This is a genomic window from Microcoleus sp. S13_C5, from assembly GCF_036700845.1.
Lineage (GTDB): Bacteria > Cyanobacteriota > Cyanobacteriia > Cyanobacteriales > Microcoleaceae > Microcoleus.
This window is the reverse complement of sequence record NZ_JAUBPR010000073.1, coordinates 1-23,084: the sequence shown is the minus strand read 5'-3', so window position 1 is coordinate 23,084 and position 23,084 is coordinate 1. Positions and strand designations below refer to the sequence as shown.

General features: G+C 46.6%; 22 protein-coding genes. 13 read left to right on the top strand and 9 right to left on the bottom strand.

The window, feature by feature from the left end:
* Positions 1 to 741 precede the first annotated feature (741 nt).
* A complete protein-coding gene (ribE, locus tag QUA04_RS18800; RefSeq protein ID WP_333259088.1) occupies positions 742 to 1,455 on the bottom strand; it encodes a riboflavin synthase in 714 nt (237 codons plus the stop codon).
* A 384-nt stretch (positions 1,456 to 1,839) separates the two neighbouring features.
* Here ribE and QUA04_RS18795 point away from each other — a divergent pair, with 384 nt between their 5' ends.
* From QUA04_RS18795 to QUA04_RS18780, 4 genes are all read left to right on the top strand, one after another.
* Entirely contained in the window at positions 1,840 to 2,346 is a 507-nt protein-coding gene (locus QUA04_RS18795; protein WP_333161029.1) for a bifunctional nuclease family protein, read from the top strand.
* 5 nt (positions 2,347 to 2,351) lie between these two features.
* Positions 2,352 to 3,482 (top strand): aldo/keto reductase, encoded by a 1,131-nt coding sequence (locus QUA04_RS18790; protein ID WP_333259085.1) that lies wholly within the window; start codon positions 2,352 to 2,354, stop codon positions 3,480 to 3,482.
* Positions 3,483 to 4,106: 624 nt separating this feature from the next.
* The gene (locus QUA04_RS18785; RefSeq protein WP_333259082.1) at positions 4,107 to 7,349 is read left to right on the top strand and encodes a PAS domain-containing protein; all 3,243 of its coding nucleotides are present in this window, start codon (positions 4,107 to 4,109) and stop codon (positions 7,347 to 7,349) included.
* A gap of 139 nt (positions 7,350 to 7,488) precedes the next feature.
* Positions 7,489 to 8,016, top strand: a complete 528-nt coding sequence (locus QUA04_RS18780) for a hypothetical protein (protein ID WP_333259078.1) — start codon at positions 7,489 to 7,491, stop codon at positions 8,014 to 8,016.
* Positions 8,017 to 8,054: 38 nt separating this feature from the next.
* On the opposite strand, the gene QUA04_RS18775 is transcribed toward QUA04_RS18780, so the two are convergent.
* Both QUA04_RS18775 and QUA04_RS18770 read right to left on the bottom strand, forming a co-directional pair.
* On the bottom strand, positions 8,055 to 9,164 hold the full coding sequence (locus QUA04_RS18775) for an extracellular solute-binding protein (protein WP_333259075.1): 1,110 nt from the start codon (positions 9,162 to 9,164) through the stop codon (positions 8,055 to 8,057).
* Positions 9,161 to 9,280, bottom strand: coding sequence for a hypothetical protein (locus tag QUA04_RS18770; RefSeq protein WP_333259072.1), 120 nt, complete (start codon positions 9,278 to 9,280; stop codon positions 9,161 to 9,163). Before QUA04_RS18770 ends, QUA04_RS18775 begins: the two co-directional genes overlap by 4 nt.
* Between QUA04_RS18770 and QUA04_RS18765 the strand changes: the two genes are divergently transcribed.
* Positions 9,230 to 9,478: a hypothetical protein gene (locus tag QUA04_RS18765; protein ID WP_333259117.1), complete on the top strand. Its 249-nt coding sequence runs from the start codon at positions 9,230 to 9,232 to the stop codon at positions 9,476 to 9,478. The genes QUA04_RS18770 and QUA04_RS18765 overlap by 51 nt on opposite strands.
* 457 nt (positions 9,479 to 9,935) lie before the next feature.
* On the top strand, positions 9,936 to 10,334 hold the full coding sequence (locus QUA04_RS18760) for a hypothetical protein (RefSeq protein WP_333259069.1): 399 nt from the start codon (positions 9,936 to 9,938) through the stop codon (positions 10,332 to 10,334).
* 388 nt (positions 10,335 to 10,722) lie between these two features.
* On the opposite strand, the gene cobT is transcribed toward QUA04_RS18760, so the two are convergent.
* The 4 genes from cobT to QUA04_RS18740 form a co-directional block, all read right to left on the bottom strand.
* Entirely contained in the window at positions 10,723 to 11,829 is a 1,107-nt protein-coding gene (gene cobT / locus QUA04_RS18755) for a nicotinate mononucleotide-dependent phosphoribosyltransferase CobT (protein ID WP_333259066.1), read from the bottom strand.
* A gap of 79 nt (positions 11,830 to 11,908) precedes the next feature.
* Positions 11,909 to 12,664: a DUF2232 domain-containing protein gene (locus tag QUA04_RS18750; RefSeq protein WP_333259063.1), complete on the bottom strand. Its 756-nt coding sequence runs from the start codon at positions 12,662 to 12,664 to the stop codon at positions 11,909 to 11,911.
* A gap of 257 nt (positions 12,665 to 12,921) precedes the next feature.
* Positions 12,922 to 13,419 carry a universal stress protein gene (locus tag QUA04_RS18745; RefSeq protein WP_333259061.1) on the bottom strand — a complete coding sequence of 166 codons (498 nt, stop codon included), beginning with the start codon at positions 13,417 to 13,419 and terminating at the stop codon, positions 12,922 to 12,924.
* A 90-nt stretch (positions 13,420 to 13,509) separates the two neighbouring features.
* Positions 13,510 to 14,223, bottom strand: coding sequence for a Crp/Fnr family transcriptional regulator (locus QUA04_RS18740; protein ID WP_190663937.1), 714 nt, complete (start codon positions 14,221 to 14,223; stop codon positions 13,510 to 13,512).
* A gap of 259 nt (positions 14,224 to 14,482) precedes the next feature.
* Between QUA04_RS18740 and QUA04_RS18735 the strand changes: the two genes are divergently transcribed.
* The 7 genes from QUA04_RS18735 (at position 14,483) to pgsA (ending at position 22,542) form a co-directional block, all read left to right on the top strand.
* Complete coding sequence (locus tag QUA04_RS18735; RefSeq protein ID WP_333259059.1) at positions 14,483 to 14,653, top strand: hypothetical protein; 171 nt, start codon at positions 14,483 to 14,485, stop codon at positions 14,651 to 14,653.
* A 459-nt stretch (positions 14,654 to 15,112) separates the two neighbouring features.
* On the top strand, positions 15,113 to 15,373 hold the full coding sequence (locus tag QUA04_RS18730) for a hypothetical protein (protein WP_333259057.1): 261 nt from the start codon (positions 15,113 to 15,115) through the stop codon (positions 15,371 to 15,373).
* Positions 15,374 to 15,537: 164 nt separating this feature from the next.
* A complete protein-coding gene (locus tag QUA04_RS18725; RefSeq protein WP_333259055.1) occupies positions 15,538 to 17,850 on the top strand; it encodes a hypothetical protein in 2,313 nt (770 codons plus the stop codon).
* Between the two features lie 143 nt (positions 17,851 to 17,993).
* Entirely contained in the window at positions 17,994 to 19,898 is a 1,905-nt protein-coding gene (locus tag QUA04_RS18720; RefSeq protein WP_333259053.1) for a hypothetical protein, read from the top strand.
* A 322-nt stretch (positions 19,899 to 20,220) separates the two neighbouring features.
* Positions 20,221 to 20,886: a sugar transferase gene (locus tag QUA04_RS18715; protein ID WP_333259051.1), complete on the top strand. Its 666-nt coding sequence runs from the start codon at positions 20,221 to 20,223 to the stop codon at positions 20,884 to 20,886.
* Between the two features lie 83 nt (positions 20,887 to 20,969).
* Positions 20,970 to 21,815, top strand: coding sequence for an ADP-ribosylglycohydrolase family protein (locus QUA04_RS18710; protein WP_333259049.1), 846 nt, complete (start codon positions 20,970 to 20,972; stop codon positions 21,813 to 21,815).
* Between the two features lie 208 nt (positions 21,816 to 22,023).
* Positions 22,024 to 22,542: a CDP-diacylglycerol--glycerol-3-phosphate 3-phosphatidyltransferase gene (gene pgsA / locus QUA04_RS18705; protein WP_333259047.1), complete on the top strand. Its 519-nt coding sequence runs from the start codon at positions 22,024 to 22,026 to the stop codon at positions 22,540 to 22,542.
* 61 nt (positions 22,543 to 22,603) lie between these two features.
* Here the strand turns inward: pgsA and QUA04_RS18700 are convergent, their stop codons facing one another.
* Positions 22,604 to 22,813 carry a type II toxin-antitoxin system HicB family antitoxin gene (locus QUA04_RS18700; protein ID WP_333259045.1) on the bottom strand — a complete coding sequence of 70 codons (210 nt, stop codon included), beginning with the start codon at positions 22,811 to 22,813 and terminating at the stop codon, positions 22,604 to 22,606.
* Positions 22,800 to 23,009 (bottom strand): type II toxin-antitoxin system HicA family toxin, encoded by a 210-nt coding sequence (locus QUA04_RS18695; protein ID WP_333259114.1) that lies wholly within the window; start codon positions 23,007 to 23,009, stop codon positions 22,800 to 22,802. Before QUA04_RS18695 ends, QUA04_RS18700 begins: the two co-directional genes overlap by 14 nt.
* Positions 23,010 to 23,084 lie beyond the last annotated feature (75 nt).

Here is a 23,084-nt window from a genome sequence, read left to right as displayed (position 1 = left end):
AAATGTAAACTTGTCTCCCCAAATAAAAAAATATCGCCATTCTTTGTGGTAAAATACCCAATAAGCGTTCTGTTATTCCTTATATCTGACAATTCATCAAGTTATTGATTTTTTATTTCGCACTATTCGCAAATTTTGGCAACAGCAATTCAATTATGGTAGAGTTGCTTTTTTGTTTCAGCAAATTATCTCGAAACGCGGGGCTAATGGGAAACTACAACATTCGTCATTTAATTTGAACTTGCTAACTTATCCATTTTTACACGCACCGATCTTTTAAAAGCTATTAATTGCTGCATTGTTTTTAGTTTCTCAGGAAGGAATTGCGGCGTCCTTGTTTTGGGAGAAAAACAATTTTATTGAAAAATAAATTTTTAGTAAGGAACAGCCGAGAGCACAGAGAGAATTAAGAGTTAGTGGGGTGCGTCGGGAGCATTTCAATGAAAGCAGCCAAGCTAGAAATTGGAGACAGGAGGCAGGAGGAAAGAGTCAGAAGGAAGGAGTCAGAAAAAATGTTTTTACCAATATGAGATGCTCCCAGTGCGTCTGCTTTGAACAGTCAATTATTAATATGATTAATTCGCTGGTGAGGCATTCTACAACTCAAAAACAGGCTCACCTGCCTGTTCCACAAAGAGTGAGTTTTCTGGTGGGTTGGCAGGATAATCCGCGCGTAAAAGGCTCATTGAGAATGGTGCAATATCTCAGATATGAGCAAGGTGTGCGGTGTGTACCCACAGATTAAATAAATCCGTGTTCTGCTAAGAATTCGGGTGTAATTGTTCCCAAACTGTTGATTGTGGGGGTTTCATCCCACGGTTCGGCATGGGATTTTGAGCCGCTGCGGAGAAATTTGGCGACATATTTGCCCAGAATATCTGCTTCTAAGTTTACTAAACTTCCTGGTTGCAAATAGCTGAGGTTTGTCTCACCAAAACTGTGGGGAATGACAGCAATTTCAAACCAATTGCCGTCAGCATCGCAATCTGCCACGGTTAAGCTGATGCCGTTGACGGCGATGCTGCCCTTGGAAACGATGTAAGGTGCGATTTGACGTTGCCATCCCGAATTTGCTGCTGGTGGGGCAGTAAACCGCATCTCCCAAGCGTTGGCGGTTTGGGTGGATGTCGCTAAAGTGCCGATCGCATCTACGTGCCCCGTCACAAAATGTCCCCCCAATTTGCTACCGGCGCGCAGGGAGGTTTCTAGGTTCACCAAAGCATCGGGGAATGATCCCAGAGTAGTGCGGCGGAGAGTTTCTGGGGAAGCGACGGCGACAAAACCTTGTGGCAGAACTTCCACTACCGTCAAACAGACTCCATCCACGGCTACGCTGTCCCCAATGGCTAAATCTTGTAAAATTAGGTAGGAGTTGTTTGAGGTGCAGGAAATTTGGAAATAATCGTTGCCTAGCGACTTCAGCTTTCCGAGAGATTGAATTAGTCCTGTAAACATAAGTATTTTTCCTTAGTCGATCGCTTATTTACATGAAACCATAGGGACAAACCAGAGACACGAGGTTTTGCCGTCCCCCTGTCCCCCCAGGGCTGTTTCATTCTCACCAAAAACATGAATTTTGTAGGGTAGTGCCAAGAAGGCCTACCCCCCCCCACAGACGACTTCACAGGCGTTTGGGACATGGGGGCAGCCACGGGGGGCAGCCCCTACAAGAGAATGAAACATCCCTGCCTCTCCCCGCGAGTCAATCTAAAATCTAAAATCGACAGTCCCAGATCTGTTGCAGATTCAGGCGAAGATCAAGTCATACTGGATTTAGGTGATCTTTATGTCCAAGTTCTCTACTGCCTTACAGTTTCTTAATTCTATGAGGCCGATCGAATGATTGAAATGAAAGTCGCTGGAATTGCCTTAGATGCAGCCACGCGCAGTCCTATTGTCCTATTGAGAGACGCTACTGAGCGACGGGCTTTGCCTATTTATATCGGTCAGGAGCAAGCAAAGGCTATTATTAGCGCGATCGAAGGCCACAAGCCTCCTCGGCCCTTAACTCACGATCTGATGGTCAATTTTTTAGAGTCATGGAGTCTTACCTTGGAGCGCATAGTTATTCACTCGCTGCAAGATAACACCTTCTATGCCGTGCTGATCGTCCGTCAGGGAGAAGTTAAAAAAGAGATCGATGCGCGACCTAGCGACGCGATCGCCCTAGCCCTGCGAACGAACTGCCCCATCTGGGTGATGGAAGAAGTCGTCGCCGATGCTTCGATACCTGTTGATCGAGATGCTGATGAGGCCGAGCGCCGGGCCTTCCGGGAATTTATCTCAAACCTCCGTCCAGAGGATTTGATTAAGAGAAGCGGCTTCAGCCCGGGCGAAACTTCCTAAACTTTATGCGCTATCGACGGTTTGGCAAAACTAACTTGCACCTGTCCGTATTTTCCTTGGGAACCATGCGCTATTTGGCTTCTGAGGAAACTGCCTGTCAGACTGTACAACAGGCAGTGTCTCAGGGAATCAATCACCTGGAAACGGCGGCGGGTTACGGTTGCAGCGAGGAATATCTCGGTGCGGCACTTTCGGCTGGTTTGTCTGTCCATCGATCGCGCTTCCACGTCACTACAAAAATTTCCCCAACCGAGGATGCAGCAGCAATGGAACGCTGCATCGACGCATCCCTCAAACGCCTGAATTTAGACTATATCGATTGTCTGGCAATTCACGGTTTGAATACTTGGGAACATTTGGCTTGGGTGCGAGATCCCACAGGCTGCATGGAATCTGTACGCAAAGCCCTGGCTGATGGTCGCATTCGGCACGTCGGCTTTTCGACTCACGGGCCTCTGGATCTGATTTTGGCTGCAATAAACACAGATTTGTTTGAATTTGTCAATCTGCATTATTACTATTTTTTTCAGCGCAACGCCCCAGCAATTGAACTCGCCAAGCACAAAGATATGGGCGTTTTCATCATTTCCCCGGCAGATAAAGGAGGGCAACTCTACACGCCCCCGGAAACTCTCGCACAATTGTGCTCGCCTTTCTCGCCCTTAGAGTTAAACTATCGGTTTTTACTTAGCGATACTAGGATTGGGACTTTGAGTGTGGGCCCTGCAAATGCGACAGAATTAGAGCAACCTCTGAAATATTGCGATCGCGACTTTCCTCTCACCAACGCCGAAATCGCTGCGTTCGATCGGCTAGAATCGGCTATTACAGCCAATTTGAAAACCGACAAATGCAGCCAGTGCTATGCCTGTTTGCCTTGCCCGGAAAACATCAACATTCCCGAAGTATTGCGACTCCGCAATCTCGCCCTCGGGTGTGACATGACTGACTTTGGCAAATACCGCTACGCCATGTTTGAAAATGCCGGACACTGGTTTCCCGGCAGCAAAGGCAACCGCTGCACCGATTGTGGCGAATGTTTGCCCCGGTGTCCCGAAGAGTTAGACATCCCAACTTTGCTCAAAGATACTCACCAGCGACTCGGCGGCAAAGCAGGCAGGCGGTTGTGGGATTGAAAAAAGGTGAAGCAGGGAAAAGGCGATCGAGCGTATCTAAGTGTTGCAATAATTAAGTTAAACTTTTTTTAAGTGAATTGACTCTATAGTCGATCGAACAACTACTTAGCTTGCGGACTGTCTGCAGGCAGTGGTGTCCACTTAACGTTTTATGTTGTACCAATGTACTGTTTGAGTTTATAGTCTTCCTGATTCCCCCTAACCCCCCAGGGACAAGAGCGTCAAAGTCCCCCTTCTTAAGGGGGATTTATGGGGAGCGAGACTCGGCTATAAACAAGAGATACAAAGGGTTTTAGTCTGAAGTTGACACCAATGTCCCCTGTCTGCTCGCAACAAACTTTCTTTAAATAGGAGCCGACAGTATATCGAAAAACAACTAAATAAAACAATCTGATTGAACACCGAGAAATGGATTTATTTAAAAATATCCCAGTCATTTTCTTGTTTTATTGCGCCCGGCGAGAGCGAACAATTTTATGATGAGTGATTAAGCGAACTCGATATAAAATACAAAATCGTTCGACTGAGCGCTCACGCTGAAGTCTCAAATCTCAAATCTCAAATTGATTCCCTTCCTAATTAATTGATGGCCTGTCATCTATAACCGCTCCCGTATCTACTACTATGGCTCATACTCAGTTAAACGACAGCCAGCAAAATTGTCTGCAACCAACTAAAGTTGCCACTTCCGAAAGAAGATTGAAGGCAGCTTTCAAGCCGTATATCTACAACTTATCTGTTACCAGAAAACAGCTAATCGGACTGGTGGCTTTACAAACAATTTTGCCAGTCGGACTAACGGCAGCAGCACTTTGGCTAACATCGGAAGTTGCAAACAATCAACTGGAAAATCAAGCAAAATCAGAACTGAGCCTTAGTGAAATTAATTACAATCTCAAACTTGATCGCGCCGCCGACCGTTTGCAAAACTCCTCTGATAGCAAAACGATCGCCCAAACAGCTTTAGCTTACAACAGCGGTAGAAAATTATCAGATTTGCAAAAATCTGTCAAGCAAATTCTAGAAAATCAAGTCAAAACAGGAGCAATACACAGTGCAGCTTTAGTGGGGAAAGATGGGAAGATAATTGTTAGCGTTAATCTCAACAAAGATAGACAAAGTTTTAATCCTCGCAACCTAGACTATCAAGTATTAGCAAAAAAAGAGCCAATTACGGTCAGCAAAATTCTTGCTCAATCTGAAAATCAGAAACAATTGCCAAATTTGCAACCGGGAGTGAGCGAAGGTGTCCTTGTGAATTACTCAGAAATTCCCGTAATAAATCCCAAAAATAAGACTGTTATTGCTGCTTTATTTCTAGGAATAAATCTGAGCCAAATCCCGATGGTTGCCAGTAGCGAAATAGTCAATTCAGCCGTCGGCTTTTACGCTATTTATGCACCGCTTAATGAGGGCAAATATGTCTTGGTAAGTGGACAAAGTGTTAGGAAAAATCAACAGTTGCCCGACTTACGGTGGATGGACAGATCGCTACTAATGTCTGCACGCGCCGCCGATGGCAAACCAGTTGCTCAGCAAATAAAAATAGGGAATCAGGCTTATACAGTAGCAGCAAAATCTCTGAATAATTTAGCCGGAAAACCCGCTGTAATTTTAGTGCGGGGCATCCCCGAAATATCGATCGCAACTTTGTGGGGCAACAATTGGCTGCTGCTGGCACTGTCTGTCGCCGCCCCTCTCGCCTTGGTAGTTGGAGTCACGCGCCGGATTGCAAAACCCGCTACCTCGGATTTATCAATAGCAGACGGTAATTGGACATCTAACTCCACCGCCGAACCGCAGCAGCGCTCCCGCAAATTCGATCGCCTTTCTGAACATTTAAATTTCGGCGAATTCCCCGATTTATTCCCAAAAAAATCCAGTTTAGACGGTCAATTAGCGCTGGATTTTCGATATAAAAAAATTGCGGGCGATCCTCTTCGATCCCTTCGCCAACGCCCGATCGCAAATCCCCACATCCCGCTCGCTTTCCAACCCCTAGAATTGCCCGCAAACTCCATCTCAAACGAGTCGCGGCAGGTAAAGACAGAAAATACAGAACTAGAAAAAAGCGCGATCGCCTTAAATCTAGTCCAGGAAGCTTGGCAAGACTTAAATCGCCTCAACGTGGAATTGCAGCCAGAAATAGTCGAGCGCCAAAACACTCAAAAAGCCCTCCGAAAGAGCGAAGCACTGTTGCAAGCGATTTTAGACAACTCAACAGCAGTAATTTACATCAAAGACCTTGACGGAAAATACCTGCTCACCAACCGCCATTTTGACAATTTGTTCGACATCGCAAAAGAGCAAATAACAGGGAAAACCGACGGCGATATTTTTCCCCAAGACAAAGCAGCAGCCCTGCGAGAAAATGACTTGAAAGTTCTCGAATCCTCCTCGCCTTTAACCATCGAAGAAATCATCCCTCAAGACGATGGCCCGCACACTTATATTTCTCTGAAATTTCCCCTCTGCAACTCAGAAGGTAAAGCTTATGCAGTCGGTACAATTTCTACAGATGTGAGCGATCGCAAACTTGCCGAACTCACCCTAGAAAAAGCCAAAGCAGAACTAGAAATAGAAGTCGAACAGCGCACCCTATTCCTCAAACAAGCCAACGAGCTCTTGCGGTTTGAACTCGCCGCCAGAGTCCGCGGCGCCATCACAGTCAGACAAATGACGGCTCAGGTAGCCCGACACGCTAGGACAGTTGACGGCATTCTCGGCGCTTCTCTTGACCTAATTTTTCTAGTAGATCGATCGGGAAAATACACCTATGTCAGCCGCACCGCCGCTCAAGCGGCCGGCATGAACCCCAGAGAAATGATTGGCAAAACCTGGCAGGAATTAGGCTGGTCGCCAACAATTATGCAGCGGGTTCACCAAGAATGCGACGGCATATTTGCCACAGCCGAGCCCAAGAAAGGCGAAGTAATTGTCCCCACGGCAAACTGGGGAACCCGCGACTACGAGTACATTCTCAGCCCGGTGTCTGCGACAGACGGTAGCGTCGAAGCGGTGGTGGCGACACTGCGGGATATCACTGAACGCAAAGACGCTGAGGAAGCGTGGCAGTTGGCTAAAGAAGCCGCAGAACTCGCCAACCGCGCCAAGAGTGCTTTTCTGGCAAACATGAGCCACGAGTTACGCACTCCTCTCAACGCGATTATCGGCTACAGCGATATGTTGGTGGAAGATGCCGAAGAGTTAGGCAACTTAGAGATAGTCTCGGATTTAGACAAAATTCGCACTGCTGGCAAACACTTGCTGCGGCTGATAGAGGACATTCTCGACATCTCCAAAATTGAAGCTGACAAGATGGAGATTTACCTCGAAAGCTTCGATGTTGGAGGCTTAATCGACGAGGTGATAACAACTATCAAACCGCTAATGGATAAAAACGGCAATACTTTGGAAGTATTGAGTTCTGACAATATCGGCGCGATGCACGGCGATTTGATGAAAGTGCGGCAGGTAATGCTGAATTTGCTCAGCAATGCTGCTAAATTTTGTGCTAATGGGACGATCGTGCTTACTGTCGAAAGAATTAGCAGTGAAGAATTAAAAAATAAATATCAACCGAAAGTTGCTCAAATGTTAATCTTGGATGCAGATTTTTTAATTTTCCGAGTGACGGACACGGGCATCGGCATGACACAAGAACAGCAAGAGCGACTGTTCCAACCTTTTACTCAAGCCGACAATTCAACTACTCGCAAGTACGGCGGTACTGGTTTGGGACTGACTATCAGCCAGCGTTTTTGTCAGATGATGGGCGGCGATATTGAAGTTATTAGCGAGTTAGATTGCGGTTCGACTTTTACTGTTTGTCTGCCTGCTTCGTTGTTTAAGCGCTCGGAATTTTAAGTACAATTGTGCCGATTCGCAGTAAGAACTTCAGTCATAAAAATCAATTTACTGAGGAATTAATTACTCAATACCAACCGATTTTACAGGACTCGATATTAACACATAACTTTTGTACAAAATCGGCACTTACCAATTTATGAATTACCAAAACTTTCGCCACGAAAATCAAGTTTCTCGCCGCAGGCCCGGCATTTTGACAAAAAGTTTATTTTTGTTCCCAATCGCCTGTTATGCGTGCCTCGGAGCCTTGCTGTGTGAGCAATCTACAGCCTTTTCCCAGCAGCCGATCTGCCCGACTGGCAACGCTGCTAATTTCCCGTCGCCCCCGCTTTCGCAAACCGAAAAAAGCGTGCCGAGTCTGTGGTTAGCTCAAAAACTCTATGGCGGCAAATTGCTCGATCGCTGGTTTGTCGATCCCGGCAATACTTGGGTAATTATCATAGTCAATCGCCAACTTTGGAGTTTGCTCGATTATATGGAACGCTATCAGTTTGTTAACCGCTTTGGCACTGTCGCCAACGATTATGGTTACAATGTGCGAGTTTGCAACCGTCAAGGCACTGCTTTGGCAGTTTATTCGTGCAAGGGCGATCGGCTTAACTGTCGGATTGATTTAGAATCTCTCTCAAATCCCGGTATTCGAGGAAGGGTGAAAGGATTTTAGATTAGTGTTCCCACAAGAGCTATGTACCTCACTGTAATTTAACTTTTAACTACTTGCCGAATTTCTTGCCAGAGCGATCGATATTGGGCAATCCCCGCATCCCCAAACGGCAGCAGAAAGTCGCTAGCAGCAAGAATCTTAGCATCCGGCAACAACACAGAATTAGTGCGAACAGCTTCCGGCAAATCTTCGGGTTTCATGCCGACAATTATCGGCGAACTAGCCTTAGCCAGCAAAGATAATTGAGGAGCAACCCGAGGTTGTAAGCAAAAATCAATCCATTTTTCCACTAAAGAAGCTGGATTCCCTGATGCTGGTTGTACCCACAAATCAGTCCAAAGTGCAGTTCCCGAAACCGGAATTACTAAAGCAATATCCTTTTGAGTTTGCAGCAACGGCAGCAAGTCCCCAGAGGAACCTACTGCCAACCAAGTATCGCCTAAAATTAATGGTTGCAGGTAAGCGTCAGAACTATAAAGTTTGACTTGTTGGTGCAGATTTGCGAGTTCTTTTTTGAGATTTGGGACTTTATCTAATTGCTGCGTATTGTAAGATTTTCCGAGTTTTTTTAATGTTAAACCGATAACTTCTCTGGGACTGTCTGGCAGAGAAATCCGATCGCGCAATTCTGAGCGCCACAAGTCTTTCCAATCTGTCGGAGTCCACCCCAAAGCCTTAAATTTGTCGGTTCGATAGGCAATTACCGTACATCCCCAGCGGTAAGGTGCAGCCCAAACTTTACCTTGAGGATCTAATTTACCTTCATCGTTGCGCCTGACGAGTTTTTGCCATCTTTCAGGTAATTGTGGCCAATTAGCAAACTTAGCAGGATCGATCGGCTTAATCAATTTTTGCCTAATTGCCAAAGTCAGCCAGTAATCTCCCAACATCACCAAGTTAGCTTGATTTTTTGATTGGGGAACCCGTTTCCACTCCTGCAACAGGGCGAATAATTCTTTTAATTGTCCTTCTTGCGTTACCTGCAAAAGCGGAGACGGTTGTACATCGCGGCTAAATTTGCTTACCAGTTGGGCTGGAATACCGTTTTTGAGCGATCGAATTTTGAGAATCGGCTTCGAGTCGCACCCTGCCGCCAATTGACTTAAAGTTAGGGTGGCGGCCCCCAATAGCAAAGACCTTCGTTTCACCTGTGAATCCGCTTTTCTAAATATTGACCGATCGTTTTGTGTTCTACAGCCCGGGAAATAATTGTTTGTCGAGTCCGGTAGTTGACGCCGATTTGTCTTATTTCTTTGTCAAACACAGAGCCATTGTACTCGGTTCTGCTGCCAAGAGAGTCTGTTTGAGTCTTGCCCTGATTTTACCTTCTACCTTGTCGATCGAGCTTTCCGATGCCAAAAACTCCGTCAACTTAACGCCTAATTTCTGTGCTGCAAGTTCCTTTGAGCCAGTTTTGCTCGCCAGCCGGGTCGATCGACTGCATCTGTGTTACATTTTTTAATATAACGAAACAACAAGAGCGCTGCCATCTGCCGTTGGATGACGCTTTTTACACAACCGAAGTGAAAAATCCTTTTTAAATGGGCGACAGCTTAATAACTAAAAATCCACTCATTTGAATCCTGAAAGCGCTGGCGAAAGCGGAGTCAATCTAATAGGACGCTCTGCGATCCGACTCTCTGAAACCCGACGTTTTAACTCTGATTGAAGGTTTGAAGGAAGTATGGGGCTTAACCAACCAATTCCTGTGTCCAAGACTATGTAAAACCTAAAATCTACAATCTACAATCGACCCACCAATGGCGAGCGATTATCTTCAAGCTGGCTCCCTAAATCTACCGTCAGGATTGGGAACACAACAATTACGTCAAAAATTAAATAATTTAGTGATAAATCCAAGTTATGTAAAGATTTACCTAAAATGTAAAGATATAAGTTACGAGCCAAAGGATGATTGTATGGAAGCGCTCCGCCAGCAAGTTACAGTATTGACGCAACAAGTCGAGGCCCTCTACAAACTCATAGAAAACCTCAGTGAAAAGTTATTGGAGTCCGCCCAGGAGACGAAGCTGACCCAGCAACAGAGAAACGATCGCTCTGGAACGGTAGGAAATGAGCAAACCTCGCCCTATCAAAGCTACAGCAGTCTCGACGGCCTCCTCGAACACAAAGACATACTGTTAGATGACAGCTACTTCGACAAGAATTCTCAAAGCCTGGAAAAAGAGCTGAGCGCAGAGATTCAAATCCAGCGCTTAACAGCTCAGCTAACAGCAGCTTACAATCGAATTGCCGCATTGGAAGAACAGTTGCTCTCCAAAAGAATGCACTCGCAACATCTAGGCGGGCCTAATTAAATATTGCTAGCGGGGATCGGGTACTAATCAAAAAAAAATACAAGTTGCGTTGATTTATGCTCGTCTACTTATAGATTCATTGCCTAGAGTTTTTTATCTCCCGCAAGGAGCAGGGGGAATACTGCATCAAAGTCAGATATTGTGTAGAAAATTCTGTAAATCTGAGAGTAGAAATGCTACAGAAAGTGATATAATTATTCAGCCAAAACGAAGCTGGGTGAGCAGCATAACTATGTTCGCAGCTCGATCGCCGCATCTGAATTTTTAATGTTTAATTCCTAACATTCCTGGATGCACAGAAAACTAAAAATCCGGTTTGCGAGTGTATTCGTCGCTGCAAAACCCCAATATTTTCAGTAAAAACCCGGTTTTTTGCCTCCAGGACTCTCTAATGTTGAATTTCACACCGCGAGGCTAAAGCTTCAACAGCTTGAAGGAGTTGAGGAGGAGTCCAATTTGCAGTCAGACCACTGGCGATCGCACAGGCTCCCGCACCGACACCTTCTTTAACATAGCCGCGATCGTAAGCTTGCAGTTGCCCGTAGCGAGATCCAGCAAAACTTAGCTGCGCGGCTAACAGAGGCACACCGCCGATATGATTAGCGAGTCCTACAGTGTCTCCTGTAGGGTCTTCGGCCACCCAGCGCGTAGTCCCCACCGCCACTTGTTTGGGACGCCATACTAGAGCATATTCACGGGCTAAGGCTTGCATCAAAGCGTACACTGCCAGCATTTGCGTACCCCCGGCCAGAAGCACCCCGCAAGTCCGACTCGCGGCGATCGCCATTCCCGCCACCGCTATTTGCATCGGATCGCCCACCGCCGCTACCAATTCCAAAGGAGTGCTGTTTTGTCCGCCAATTTCCCACTCAGCATTATTGAGTCCCGCTGTCACTGCAGCCAATTTTTGAGCGTGATTGCAGCGAGGATGAGAACTGTTAACTTTGCCCGCCGCTGCAAAACCCAAACCCATTAACACGCCCAAAGCAGTAGTAGTTCCCCCAACTACGCACTCCCCTAAAATTAAATAGCTGCCATTAGTTTGAGCAGCCAATTTAGCTCCCCAAATTAATCCTTGTTCGAGCAAATGTTTGACTGTTTCGAGTTCTAAAGCATTCCCAGAAATCAGACACTTTGCCGGAGTGCCGCCCAAATCAATTGCAGGTACCGGAGGTGGGAGGGGCAAACCAGCATTAAATAGGTAAAGGGGAAGTTCCAAACCTTCGACTACAGCGCGAGATATTAGTACCGGCGAGGCACCCGCTTCTAGGGGCGGCAAAGGATATTGGGGCGACGGTTGGGGACCGTTATACAAAAACTCTGCATCGGCTAAACAAGTAAATTGTCGATCGTGCGGGGTTGCTCCTGCTGCTGAAATCCCTGGAATTAAGCCAGTAGCGGTAAATCCTAACACGCAGGCAAATATCGGTTTTTGTCCCCGATAGCGATCGAGCCACCGCTGCCCCTGTTCGATTTCTGTATAAATACCAATCATAGTTAGTCATGAGTCATTAGTCATGAGTCATTAGTTATTAGTCAACAGTCAACAGTCAACAGTCAACAATTCCCAATCACTACTCTTCATAATCGATCAAAACTTGCACCCAGCGTGGTGGTCGCGGAATTGGATTTCCCAAACGATCTAATAGCAGCAAAGCTACTAAATGTACTACAAATAAATAGACAATATTGTTAACTAAAATCATCCCGGCGGCGATCGCCCCAATTGTGTTTAAACTCGGTACATTAAGCCAGCCCAGCTTCACAAAAACCCATTCCACTATCTCTGTTACCTGAGCTGTTACGTAAATCCAGAGGTCTTGACCCACCAAAGCGGACAGCAGCCAAAACCGAAAAAAGAAGCCGACAGTACCAATGAGAGCACCCACACTAATAGAGAGTGACCAACTCGCTTTACGCCTCCAAAGTCCTCCCAGCGCAACTCCCATAATTCCAAAAGGCATCACGTATAAAATGCTCCGCGTCGGGCCCATGAGTACCGACAGCAGCAAACCCGATACCAAAGCTGCCATCCAAGCTGCTCGGTTGCCCCAACGCAGGTAAACCAGGGCGATGGGTATCGGGAAAAAAACCCGCAGCAAAGGCCCCAGCGGAAAGTAATAATTTACCAGCCAAATTAAGCTAGCGGTACTTGCCAAAAATGCCGTTTCTACGAGCCTTAAAGGCGCTTCCCCTAATTCGCGCTTCCCCGGATCGGGATTTGGGCGATCGCCAGCCATTGCTGAAATATCGGCGGTTTGCGGCTCGTTATTTGTACTGGGCGAACTACCCGAATTAGACGCAGCATCTGCTGACAAAAAATCACTCATCCGATTTTAGATTTTAGATTTTAGATTTTAGATTTTACGGGACTTGCGCCCGATACGGCTGATTCCCGATTTTCCGATTTTAGATTTTAGATTTTAGATTTTAGATTTTACGGGACTTGCGCCCGATACGGCTGATTCCCGGTTTCACTCCTTGGATGCCTCGCCGCCAAATTTAATATTGCTTGCAGAAACCGGGTTTAGGTAGGAACGCAAGTCTTATTTTAGATGGATTTTCTCAGCAAAAATTTTCAGCAGCATTATTTTTCGATTTTGGCTTCCTGAATTACAAAAACCGAACAAGATGCGTGGTGAACGACATAATTGCTGACGCTGCCGAGGAAAGCTTCTGCGAGCCCCGTGCGGCCACGCCTCCCCAACACTATTAAATCTGCGCCCCAATTCTCGGCGGCTTCACAGATACAATGCCCCGGATCGCCGTCCATTTTGCAGTCAAATTCCACCTGCAATCCTTTTTTTGCTGCGGCGTCGCAGTAATTTTTCAGCAAACCCGAAGCCTGTTTTACCTCCCTTTCCAGCCGCAAACGTTGAGCTTGATAAGCTTGATCCATTAACTCGACATTCATTCCCAAATCTACCGGAATTGGCACTGCCGTCTCCCCCACCGTGCTGACAGTAACGCAGTTAAATAGCATCACCTGGGCGCGATCGCTCAGAGCTAATTCTAAAGCTTGAGTGAAGACGCGGTGGCCGAGTTCAGAATCATCTAAGGCGGCGAAAATTTTCTTAAAACTCACAGCTTTACCTCCTGCAGGAAATCATTAATATCAGTTAGTTAACAGAGAGTGCTTTTGAATTAGATTCAATAAAAGCAAACTCTGATACTTCTAGACTAACAGACGCTCTAAGGCGTGCAGGTCGGGAATGCACAAAACGTCACGTTCGCGCTGAATAGTTCCTTTTTTTTCCAGTTTGCTCAGCACTCGCGTTACGGTTTCGCGAGCCAGCCCGCTGAGGCTACTCAATTCTCTGTGTGGAAGGTTCGGTATTTCTGTACCTCCTGTTTCCAGGATTTTTTTGCCTTGCCCCTCTGCCAAAAATAATAGAATATCTGCTACTCGCGAGGTACTGTCCGACTCTCGCAAACGCAGGCGGCGGTTGACTTGTCGCAGGCGACGCGCCATCAGTTGAGCTAGCCGAATGCCTGCTAGCGGTTCAGTATGAATGAGCTGCACAAAATCCTGAGATGGCATATTGCCGATCAGTGTCGGGGCTAGGGTAATCACATCTGTCGATCGCGGTGCTTCTTCGATCGCGGCCATTTCCCCGAATAATTCTCCTTTCCCTAAAATATTCAGTGTTACTTCTTTTCCGTCTAGGTTGTAGGTGCGAATTTTCACCCAACCATCCAATATAAAATACACTGATGTTCCCCAGTCATTTTCGAGTAAAATCACTTGATTTGACGGATGACTGCGGGTAACGATGTGGACAGTTGCTCTCTCGATTACAGGATCGGGTAATCCTGCGAAAAAAGGAGTAGAAACTATCAATTGATTTATATTAGAATTCGGATCTCGGGTGTTAAAGCGGTCTTCCATGAGGCCATCATTTTAATTTATGCGCTTGAGCTGCGCTGGGCAGTTAGAAATAGCTTGCAGCCGAGTCATTCGATTTGAGATTCAAGATTTGAGAAACAAGGATCTAAAATCGGCAATTTTACCTCTAAAGTTTTGCGGTCAAAGGCTCAATATGGGAATTAATAGCCTCAAGCTCTGATTGGGAGCTAGAAACTAAAGAATATACCATAATTTTTTAGATATATACCACTGAGCAAATTTTATTAACAAAATTTTAGCAATGTGGCAAGCCACTGAGCCGATCGAATTACCTTTGAAAGCACTTCGCGAAGACAAGCTTAACACTGCTGAGAGATTTGTTGTTAGTCGGCCCAGCAGTCGAGAAGGCCAAATCCACGAGCACAAGCCTGCAAGCACGGCAGACAGATCCCAAATCCGAGCAACTGCCTAGAACCTGGCCAATGTCAGCACGATCGGCAAAATCCACAGCCATTGCGAGCCTAAAGACTGGCGCTCTTGGCGAGCCAAACCCACCCACTTCCCAGCAAACTTTTCTGCTACCCCAAGATTATTGTACCATTAGTATCTAGCCATGAATACATATAAAAGGCTATGATAGAAGGTTACTCAAACCCAGTATACGGGGACAATCCCGAATCTCGGTATCCCAAATCCCAACTAGAACCTGGCCAATGTCAGCACGATCGGCAAAATCCACAGCCATTGCGAGCCTAAAGACTGGCGCTCTTGGCGAGCCAAACCCACCCACTTCCCAGCAAACTTTTCTGCTACCCCAAGATTATTGTACCATTAGTATCTAGCCATGAATACATATAAAAGGCTATGATAGAAGGTTACTCAAACCCAGTATACGGGGACAATCCCGAATCTCGGTATCCCAAATCCCAAATTGTTTGAGGTTTTTTCCAACTCGGTGAAAGATGAAGAGACAGTGGCGCGCCGCCATGCTAACGAAACTCGCGGTGACAGTGTGCGGCCCGCCGTTCCAGCGGGTGAAGGCAAAACTTCGTGCCGATGGCAGCTATTCCTAGCAGGAATCAGCCTCCGGGTCGGGAAACTCGCCCCTGAGCCACAGAATTTCACAACACTTGCAATTGATAGCAGCGGGCATTTGGTGCGGAAGTACCGGCTAACCTATCATAGGCAATAGAAGTTATGCGAAGACAAAACGTTAATTAACAGTTGTCAGAAAATATTAGTGAATTATTGACGGACTCGCATTCAGATTATTCTATCTATTGGCATCGCTGCCGCCTGACTTCAGTCTTTTTTCCGTAAAGTTTCTCCCAAGCCGCATTCCCAGAGGTTCCGCCCTTGAATTCTCAGAAGTACAAAATTCAAGCACTGATTGCTGAGATAGACGAGGTACTCAGCAAGCCCGCACCCCGCTTGCCTTGGACGGGTTCGATCGATACTGTCCACCAGCGCCAACTTTTAGAGCGAGTTCGCGCTTATCTGGTTTCCTCAGACTCAAAGCTAACAGCCCCAAAGGCCCCCGCCCGCCAAAATGCCCGCCCGCAACCAGTTCCAGTGCCCAAAGTGCCTCTGCCCGCCCCTCGCCCCTCAGCCGCAGAGCAAATCATGCTTGCCGTAACCGGAGAAATCAGCCACCTACGTTCAAGCCTGACAGGGCCGCTCCAAGAAGACATAGAAGCTCTGCGACAAGAGCAGCAAGCTCTAATTCAAGAAATCAAACTGCTAGAAGCAAAACGGCAGCAACAACAATCCCTAGCTCAGCAGCAAGCCAACCAACAGCAAATCATTGCTGAATTCTTGCAGGTACTGACTGCCCGCTTGGAAGAAACCTTGACTAGCGATTTCTCCCAAATTCTAAGTTCGCTAGAAAATCAGTTATTGCAAAGCAGCGCAGCACCTTACTCTTTGGGCAGTGCGCCTGATGAACAATCGGCTATTGACGTAACACTTAACCAACAAACCTCAGAAGAAAACCCGCTGCTGACGCCGGCTCAGAGGTTGGAGCAAATGCAACTGTTGCAATCTCATGCTGACAGTCTGCTGATGAGTCTCGATTCTAGGATGGCTATCGTGTTCGAGGCTTTGCAAGCAAATCTGCAAAGCTATCAAGCTTCCTTGAGACAAGAACTCGAAAATATGTACGGTTTGAGCCAGCAGAGCGAGGCGATGTTCGCGGCTTTGGTCAACCACTTGGCCTCACAGTTGGGGCGAGAAGCGTCTTCCTACGTTCAACAGCCGATCGATTTACCACATAATCTCGAAACCGTCAGCCCAACCGCAGCCGATCACTCTCCTGTCGATCCCGCCCTTTCAAATACTGCGATCGAGCGCTCAGCCGCAGAGACTCAGACGGGAGACTTGATGCAGGAAATTCGCACCGGCGAATTCGGAGAACAAGACAGATTTCCCTACGCCGGTACAGAAATTTCTCCGCAATTCAGACAGTTGAGACGCGATCGCGACCGCATTCAAGCCCCAATTTTGCTCCCGGAGTTGGAAGATAATGTGTTGGGTTCTACACCCGAAATATCTCAAAATGCAACTCGGTTTCCTGGCGGTGAAGCGGAGAATAGGTTAACAGAAACAGAAGAAGAAATTGAGGATTTGTATGCAAGTTTGTTCGCAGGAGAAGTGGTTCCTGAAGTAGAATTGGAAATCGAAAGTTTCCCGGTAGAAAATACTGTAATTGAGACTAAAACTGAAGGTGTAGAATATCAAGCGACGACGGATCAGGAAACTGCCGAATCGCTAAAAATGACCGAGGACTTGTTTGTAAATCTGCTGGATGAAGGCGAATCTCTGGAAGAGATTTTAGTAGATGAAGATTCAGAGTTTGTAAGGGGTAATTCTGTAGACGCTCTAACTTTAGATAGTGCCGATTTATTTGAACCGCAAGTGGCAACAGTACCTCAACTTTCAGAATCACCACCCTCAACCGCCGAGGTGCAACTTGAGGCGGACGATCGAGAAAATCTAGAAACGGCTCAAAACCGAGGCGAGCAGTTCGACGCTGCTGTGCCTCAATCAGCACCTTTGCCGTTGACAACCCCTGCCGAAATTAGCCCAAACCTCCCGAGTGCCGGGTCTCGTGTGCCGAGTGCCGGTGATGTTCAAACTGGCGAGTTCGACTCATCCTCGCAGCGGCTCGATGATGGGTACATCCAAGCTTCGCCGGACGAGGATTTGCTGCCGGTCGAGGCATTAGAAGATGACCTCGATCGAGCTCTAAATTTGGACAACAATACTCTGGAACTTTTGGAGGCAGACCTCTACAATCTGGAGGGATTGGAAAATACTAGCTTCGGGCGATCGAATTTCTCAGCCGCTAACAGCTTCGATTTATCGGCGAGTTCCCCTGATGAGGGCGGTGCAAACAATCCCTTTGCGGAGGCGGCAGAGGAAGAACTCGGCACGCTGGACGATTTGTTCTCCGATGTGTTGGAACTTTCATCTGAGGATGAACCCTTTGTTTTGGAAAACGAACTTGAGGAGGACTTGTTTGCTGAGGAAGACGAATCGAACTTGACCCTAGACGAGATTTTGGCTAGTTTAACCGAGACCGATCGACCTTTGACTGATTCTCCCCCTCCAGAAACTGCCGAAACTAACGAACTGCGATCGAGTCCTCCAGAAAGTAAAAAAAAAACCTAATTTCGACAGAGAGTAAAGCAGGAGTTGTTGAGGGGAAAAGCGATTTTAGCGAGTTTGCCGGGACACAGCAGCAAGACTCGGCTGGGCATTCTGCCGCAGGTGCGATCGCCCCATCCCCAGAACGCCGGAATTCTAGCTGGTATTTGGGCATTGATTTCGGTTCCAGCGGCCTGTCTGCGGCTTTGCTCGATCGCACCAGCGGCCAGTTGCACCCGATTTACTGGGAAGCATCGCAGGCTGAGGCTTGGGCAGCAGACGCCAGTTGTCGGATTCCCTCGGCTGCGGTGCTGGCGGAAACAGCCCCAGGAAGCCCAGGGTCAGAGGTGACAGTCAAGTCAGTGGGATTCCGACCCCAAGCTTTGCCTGCAGGAGAATTTTTACTGGAAAATTTTAAATTGCCTTTAAAGGTGGGCATTCCTTATCAGCGGGAGGCTGCTGGGATGTACGAACCGCTGTTGCAGTGGTCGCCCTTGCAGGCTTTTTCGATCGCCTTGCCGCTGCAATGTGTGCGGGCACTACTGGCTACTTTGAATCCGAGTTTGCGGGGACAAAAATTTGCCAAATCAGGGGAAATTTTGGATTCTGCACCAAGGGCGAATTTTGCAGGATTGCCAGTTTCTAATTTAATTTGTAGGGCTTCGGGACTGACGCCAGAAACTCTCGATGCGGCGCTTTTAGACTTGCAGGGTGTAATTTTGGGGACTCCTGCCGGCTGGTCGGATGTTTATATGTTTAATCTGCGCGAGGCGGTTTTGGGCGCGTCTCTGGTGGCTTCAGGTTCGCAAATTTTTGTGGTGGAAGATGCGATCGCCACTTTGCTTGCTGCTGTAACTCTTATGAAAAATGGCATGGAAGTCGAGTCCTCAGCCGTGGATTCTGCTAAGGGCGGTGAAGAAGCTGCACCGCTGGCTGTGAATGCTTCATCTTTTAGCGGGGGAACTTTGATTTTGAATGCGGGGGCGGCGACGGTGGAATTAGCTTTAGTTGAGTTGCCGTCCAATCTTCAAGATTTAACTCGTGCTGATTTTACTTGCCACAGTTTTGCTTTTGCTGGCGATGCTTTCGATCAGGATATTATCTGTCAGTTGTTGGCTAAAAATGAAACTTGGGGAATGTCGCTCGATTTGCCACGTCCTGGCCATCCAGATTTGCCGAGTCGCTATCAATTGCAGCAGCGGTTGCAAGATTCTGCTTTTGGCCTGCAATTGTTAGAGGCGGCAAGACAAATAAAAGTTATTTTGCAACATCAAAAAAGTTTTGCTTTGGATATTGGTCAGCAGCATTGGGATGTGAAGCGGAAAGATTTGGAAAGTCTGATTTTAGTGCCTTTTGTGCAGCAGTTGAACCGCGAATTGAATGCTTTGCTCTGTCGCGCGGGAATGTCGCCGGCGGGGATCAATCAGGCGATTTGTGCCGGGGGTATGGGTGCTTGGCCTGCGATCGCCCGCTGGTTGCGGCAGAAGCTGCCGAATGCGATCGTGGTTCAAGACCAGGAATTGCAGGGCGATCGAGATATTTTTGAGACTCACAATTCTGCATTAAATTCTGTATCTCAAAGTACAAATTTTTCCCAAAAATTTAGTCGAGTTGCCTGCGGGTTGGCGAGTTTGCCTCTCTATCCTCACATTTTGGATGTGTCGCAGCAGCAGTACAGCGACTTTTTTCTGCTGTGGGAATTAATTCAGGTTTTGGGTGAGGAAACTCTGAGCTTTCAGGAAATTTTGCAGTTGTTGGAACGCCAAGGCGTAAATACCCGTACCTGCGAACCCCGAATTTTGCGGATTTTGGAAGGAAATTTGCCGGCGGGACTTGTGCCTGCGGAGGAAGATTTCATGTTGTTGGCCGAGGAGTCGAGGCAAAATCCTGATTGGGAAGCAATTTTGGCCGAGCCGCTTTTCTTTGAAGATGTCTCACGGGGTTATCGGTTGAATCTCGAACACGCCTCTGTTGTCCGCGAATATTTAGGCAAACTCGCCTCTAGCAGTCAGCAAAAATTGTTAGAACCGCTAACACTTGCTTGGGATGTTCGCACCGATATTTATCGCTAAACGGCAAAAAAACCGGTTTCTCAGTAGAACCCTCCCTGTCTTTCCGGAAGAGTCCTAGTCGAAACCCGGTTTTTTTGTGTCCAGGACTAACTTTTTTCTGTAAATTTACGTAAGTTCACATAAACTTTATACGTTTTTATAAAAAGTACATAGAAACTTTATAAAAGGGTTATTGCTTTTTAAAGATTGTGCAAAGCTGAGCATTTCAGCTTCTGCAGATTTGGAATGGCTAATAAGATGGACGTGAGATCTCTTTAAAGTTGAGACAAATCAAATGAAATTTCCGATGGGTGCCTCGTCGAAATCATCAGTATTATCCGAAATGCGATTCTTATTTTTTCAAGAATCTACTTACAAAGATGGTGTATCAAAAAAACCGATTCACCGATCCGTAAGGAGCAAGGTCAAGCGGGCGATCGATATTTTGGGCTCGCTGCTGGGACTGGCAATTGCTGCAGTGGTGGCGGTGCCGGTGGCAGTGGCGATGCTGTGGGACAATCCGGGCCCGCTGTTCTACAGTCAAGTCCGCTGCGGCTTGAAAGGACGGCTTTTCAGAATGTGGAAATTTCGATCGATGGTTGTCGGTGCAGAAAACCTAAAACATTTAGTTAGGAACCAAGCCAAGGGTCACATTTTTAAGAATGAAAATGACCCGCGAATTACCCGCGTCGGCCGCTTCTTGCGGTGTACGAGTTTGGACGAGTTGCCTCAATTCTGGAATGTGTTAGTCGGCGACATGAGTTTGGTTGGAACTCGACCGCCAACTCCCGATGAAGTTGCTGCCTATGGGGAGATCCACTGGCAGCGTTTAGATGTCAAACCCGGTATGACTGGGGAGTGGCAAGTCCACGGACGGTCTGGAGTTAAAGACTTTGACGAAATTGTCCGCATGGATATCGACTATCAGCGCAAATGGTCTGTTGTGTATGACCTCAGTCTGATTTGCAAAACAATTTGGGTGGTCTTCAGCAAAAACGGTGCGTGTTAATAGACTGGCTGTTTTGGGTTGTTTTGGGATTTTAAATTTTAGGGAAAAACAAGGGATGAAATAGTTGGAAACGGATTAAATATATGTTAATAGAATTAGCGATTGGTGACGCTTATGGTGCGGGTTTTGAATTTGTTGACCAGCAGACGATCGAAATGTACAACAATCTCAAAGGTTACATCAAGCATCCCCGTCACGATATCCAGCCTGGATGTTACACAGACGATACGCAGATGAGTTTAGCCGTCGCAGAAGCTATCGTCAGCCGAGAACCTTGGACACCAGAACTTTTAGCCAGCAAATTTGTTGCAGCTTTTCAGCGCGATCGCAGATTTGGTTATGCTGGCAAATTTTACAATTTTTTGCTACAAGTTCAAGACGGAAAAGAATTCTTAGAAAAAATTCACTCCGCTAGCGATAAAAGCGGATCGGCGATGCGAGCCGGCCCTATTGGCATTTTTCCTACTATTGAAAAAGTCATCGAAAATGCTACCATTCAAGCTGCAATTACTCACAACACTCCTGATGGCATTAAAGCAGCTATAGCTGCCGCTTTGATGTCCCATTACTTTATTTATAAGCTAGGTTTAAAGAAGAATTTGGGAAATTTTCTAGAAAAGCACGTAGCTGGTGAGTGGTCGATACCTTGGCAAGGAGAAGTCAGCGTTAAAGGTTTAGTCTGTGTTAGAGCAGCTATTACGGCGGTCATGCGAAATGATAGTATGAGCAAACTGCTCCAAGATTGCATTGCCTTTTCGGGAGATGTCGATACAGTAGCAACTATTGCTTTAGCTGCTGGTTCCTGTAGCAGTGAAATTGTCCAAGACCTGCCAGAAAATCTGGTACAAGGATTAGAAAATCTATCTTACGGCAGAGATTATATCATAGAACTGGATCGAAAGTTAATGAATTGCGCGATCGACTTCTGACTTCTTCCTGATATCTGTTACATCCGTTAAATCCCTTACACTGTTTCGTTGCCAAACTTTTTTCTATTAGGATTAAGGTCAACTGTCACAAATAGGGTTAAATTTTATGTATGTAGTTGCGCTTGGGCGCTTTTTCCTAAGCTAAGAGCGCTAAAGCGCAACTACATACCTTTGTTTAATTTTCCAGTTGGCCTTAGTCGTATCTATTATGAATTTGCCTAATCTGATTACTTTTTCTCGCTTGCTGGGAGTACCTTTTCTGCTCTACGGTTTGTACGACCCAAGCGCGCAAAGCCGCTGGATTTGCACCGCGATTTTTGTGGTAGCTGCGGCTACTGATTGGCTTGACGGCTATTTGGCTAGGAAACTGAATCAAATTACCGATTTGGGTAAGTTTCTCGATCCTTTGGTGGATAAATTGTTGGTGCTCGCGCCGCTTTTGGTATTGATTGAGTTGGGGAAAGTGCCGGCTTGGGCAGTGTTTTTAATTTTGGGTCGGGAGTTGACAATTGCGGGCTGGCGTGTTAATAAAACTACGATTTCGGGAGCTAATATTTGGGGCAAATTGAAGACTGTAAGTCAGATTGTGGTGATCGCACTTTTAATTGCTCCTCTGTCTGAAGCGTGGAATTTTCCCGCATTAATTGCTTTTTGGGTTTCTGTGGCTTTAACTTTGATTTCTGGCGCTATTTATTTGTGGCCGGAAAAGACGGGTGACGAAAAGTAAGCTACCTTCTTGATTACTCGTTCCCAAGCTATTCCAGGTAACGAGTTAAATTCCTATTAAACTAAGCCGAAATCAAGCGACCTTTCGGTTGAGGAATAGAACGCCCCAATTCCTGAGCCGTCTCAATCCACTCCTGCATAATAATCTCGATATTTTGTAGTGCTTCTTGATAAGTTTCGCCATCCGCAGCGCATCCGGGTAATTCCGGCACTTCGGCAATAAATGCTTGGTCTTCTTGACTCCAGTAGAGGATAATTTCATAGCGAAGCATCGTTTTCACCTCCTAGTTGGTGTTTGAGAATTACCTCACGAATTTGCCTGACTTGATAGGCTTTGGCTTGCGAGCCTTTGGGTTGAAGATTTAGGATTTCTTCAACACCATCTTTAGCAAATATGTGGTGACTGCCGCGAATCCGTTCCTCAAAGCCGAGTCTGCGTAAAAGTTGGCAAAGTTGAGCAAAGGGTATAAGCTGTTGTGCATTTAAAACGCATATTGGTATAATATAACATAATGATATTCAGAAAAAGTGAATGCCTGCTAA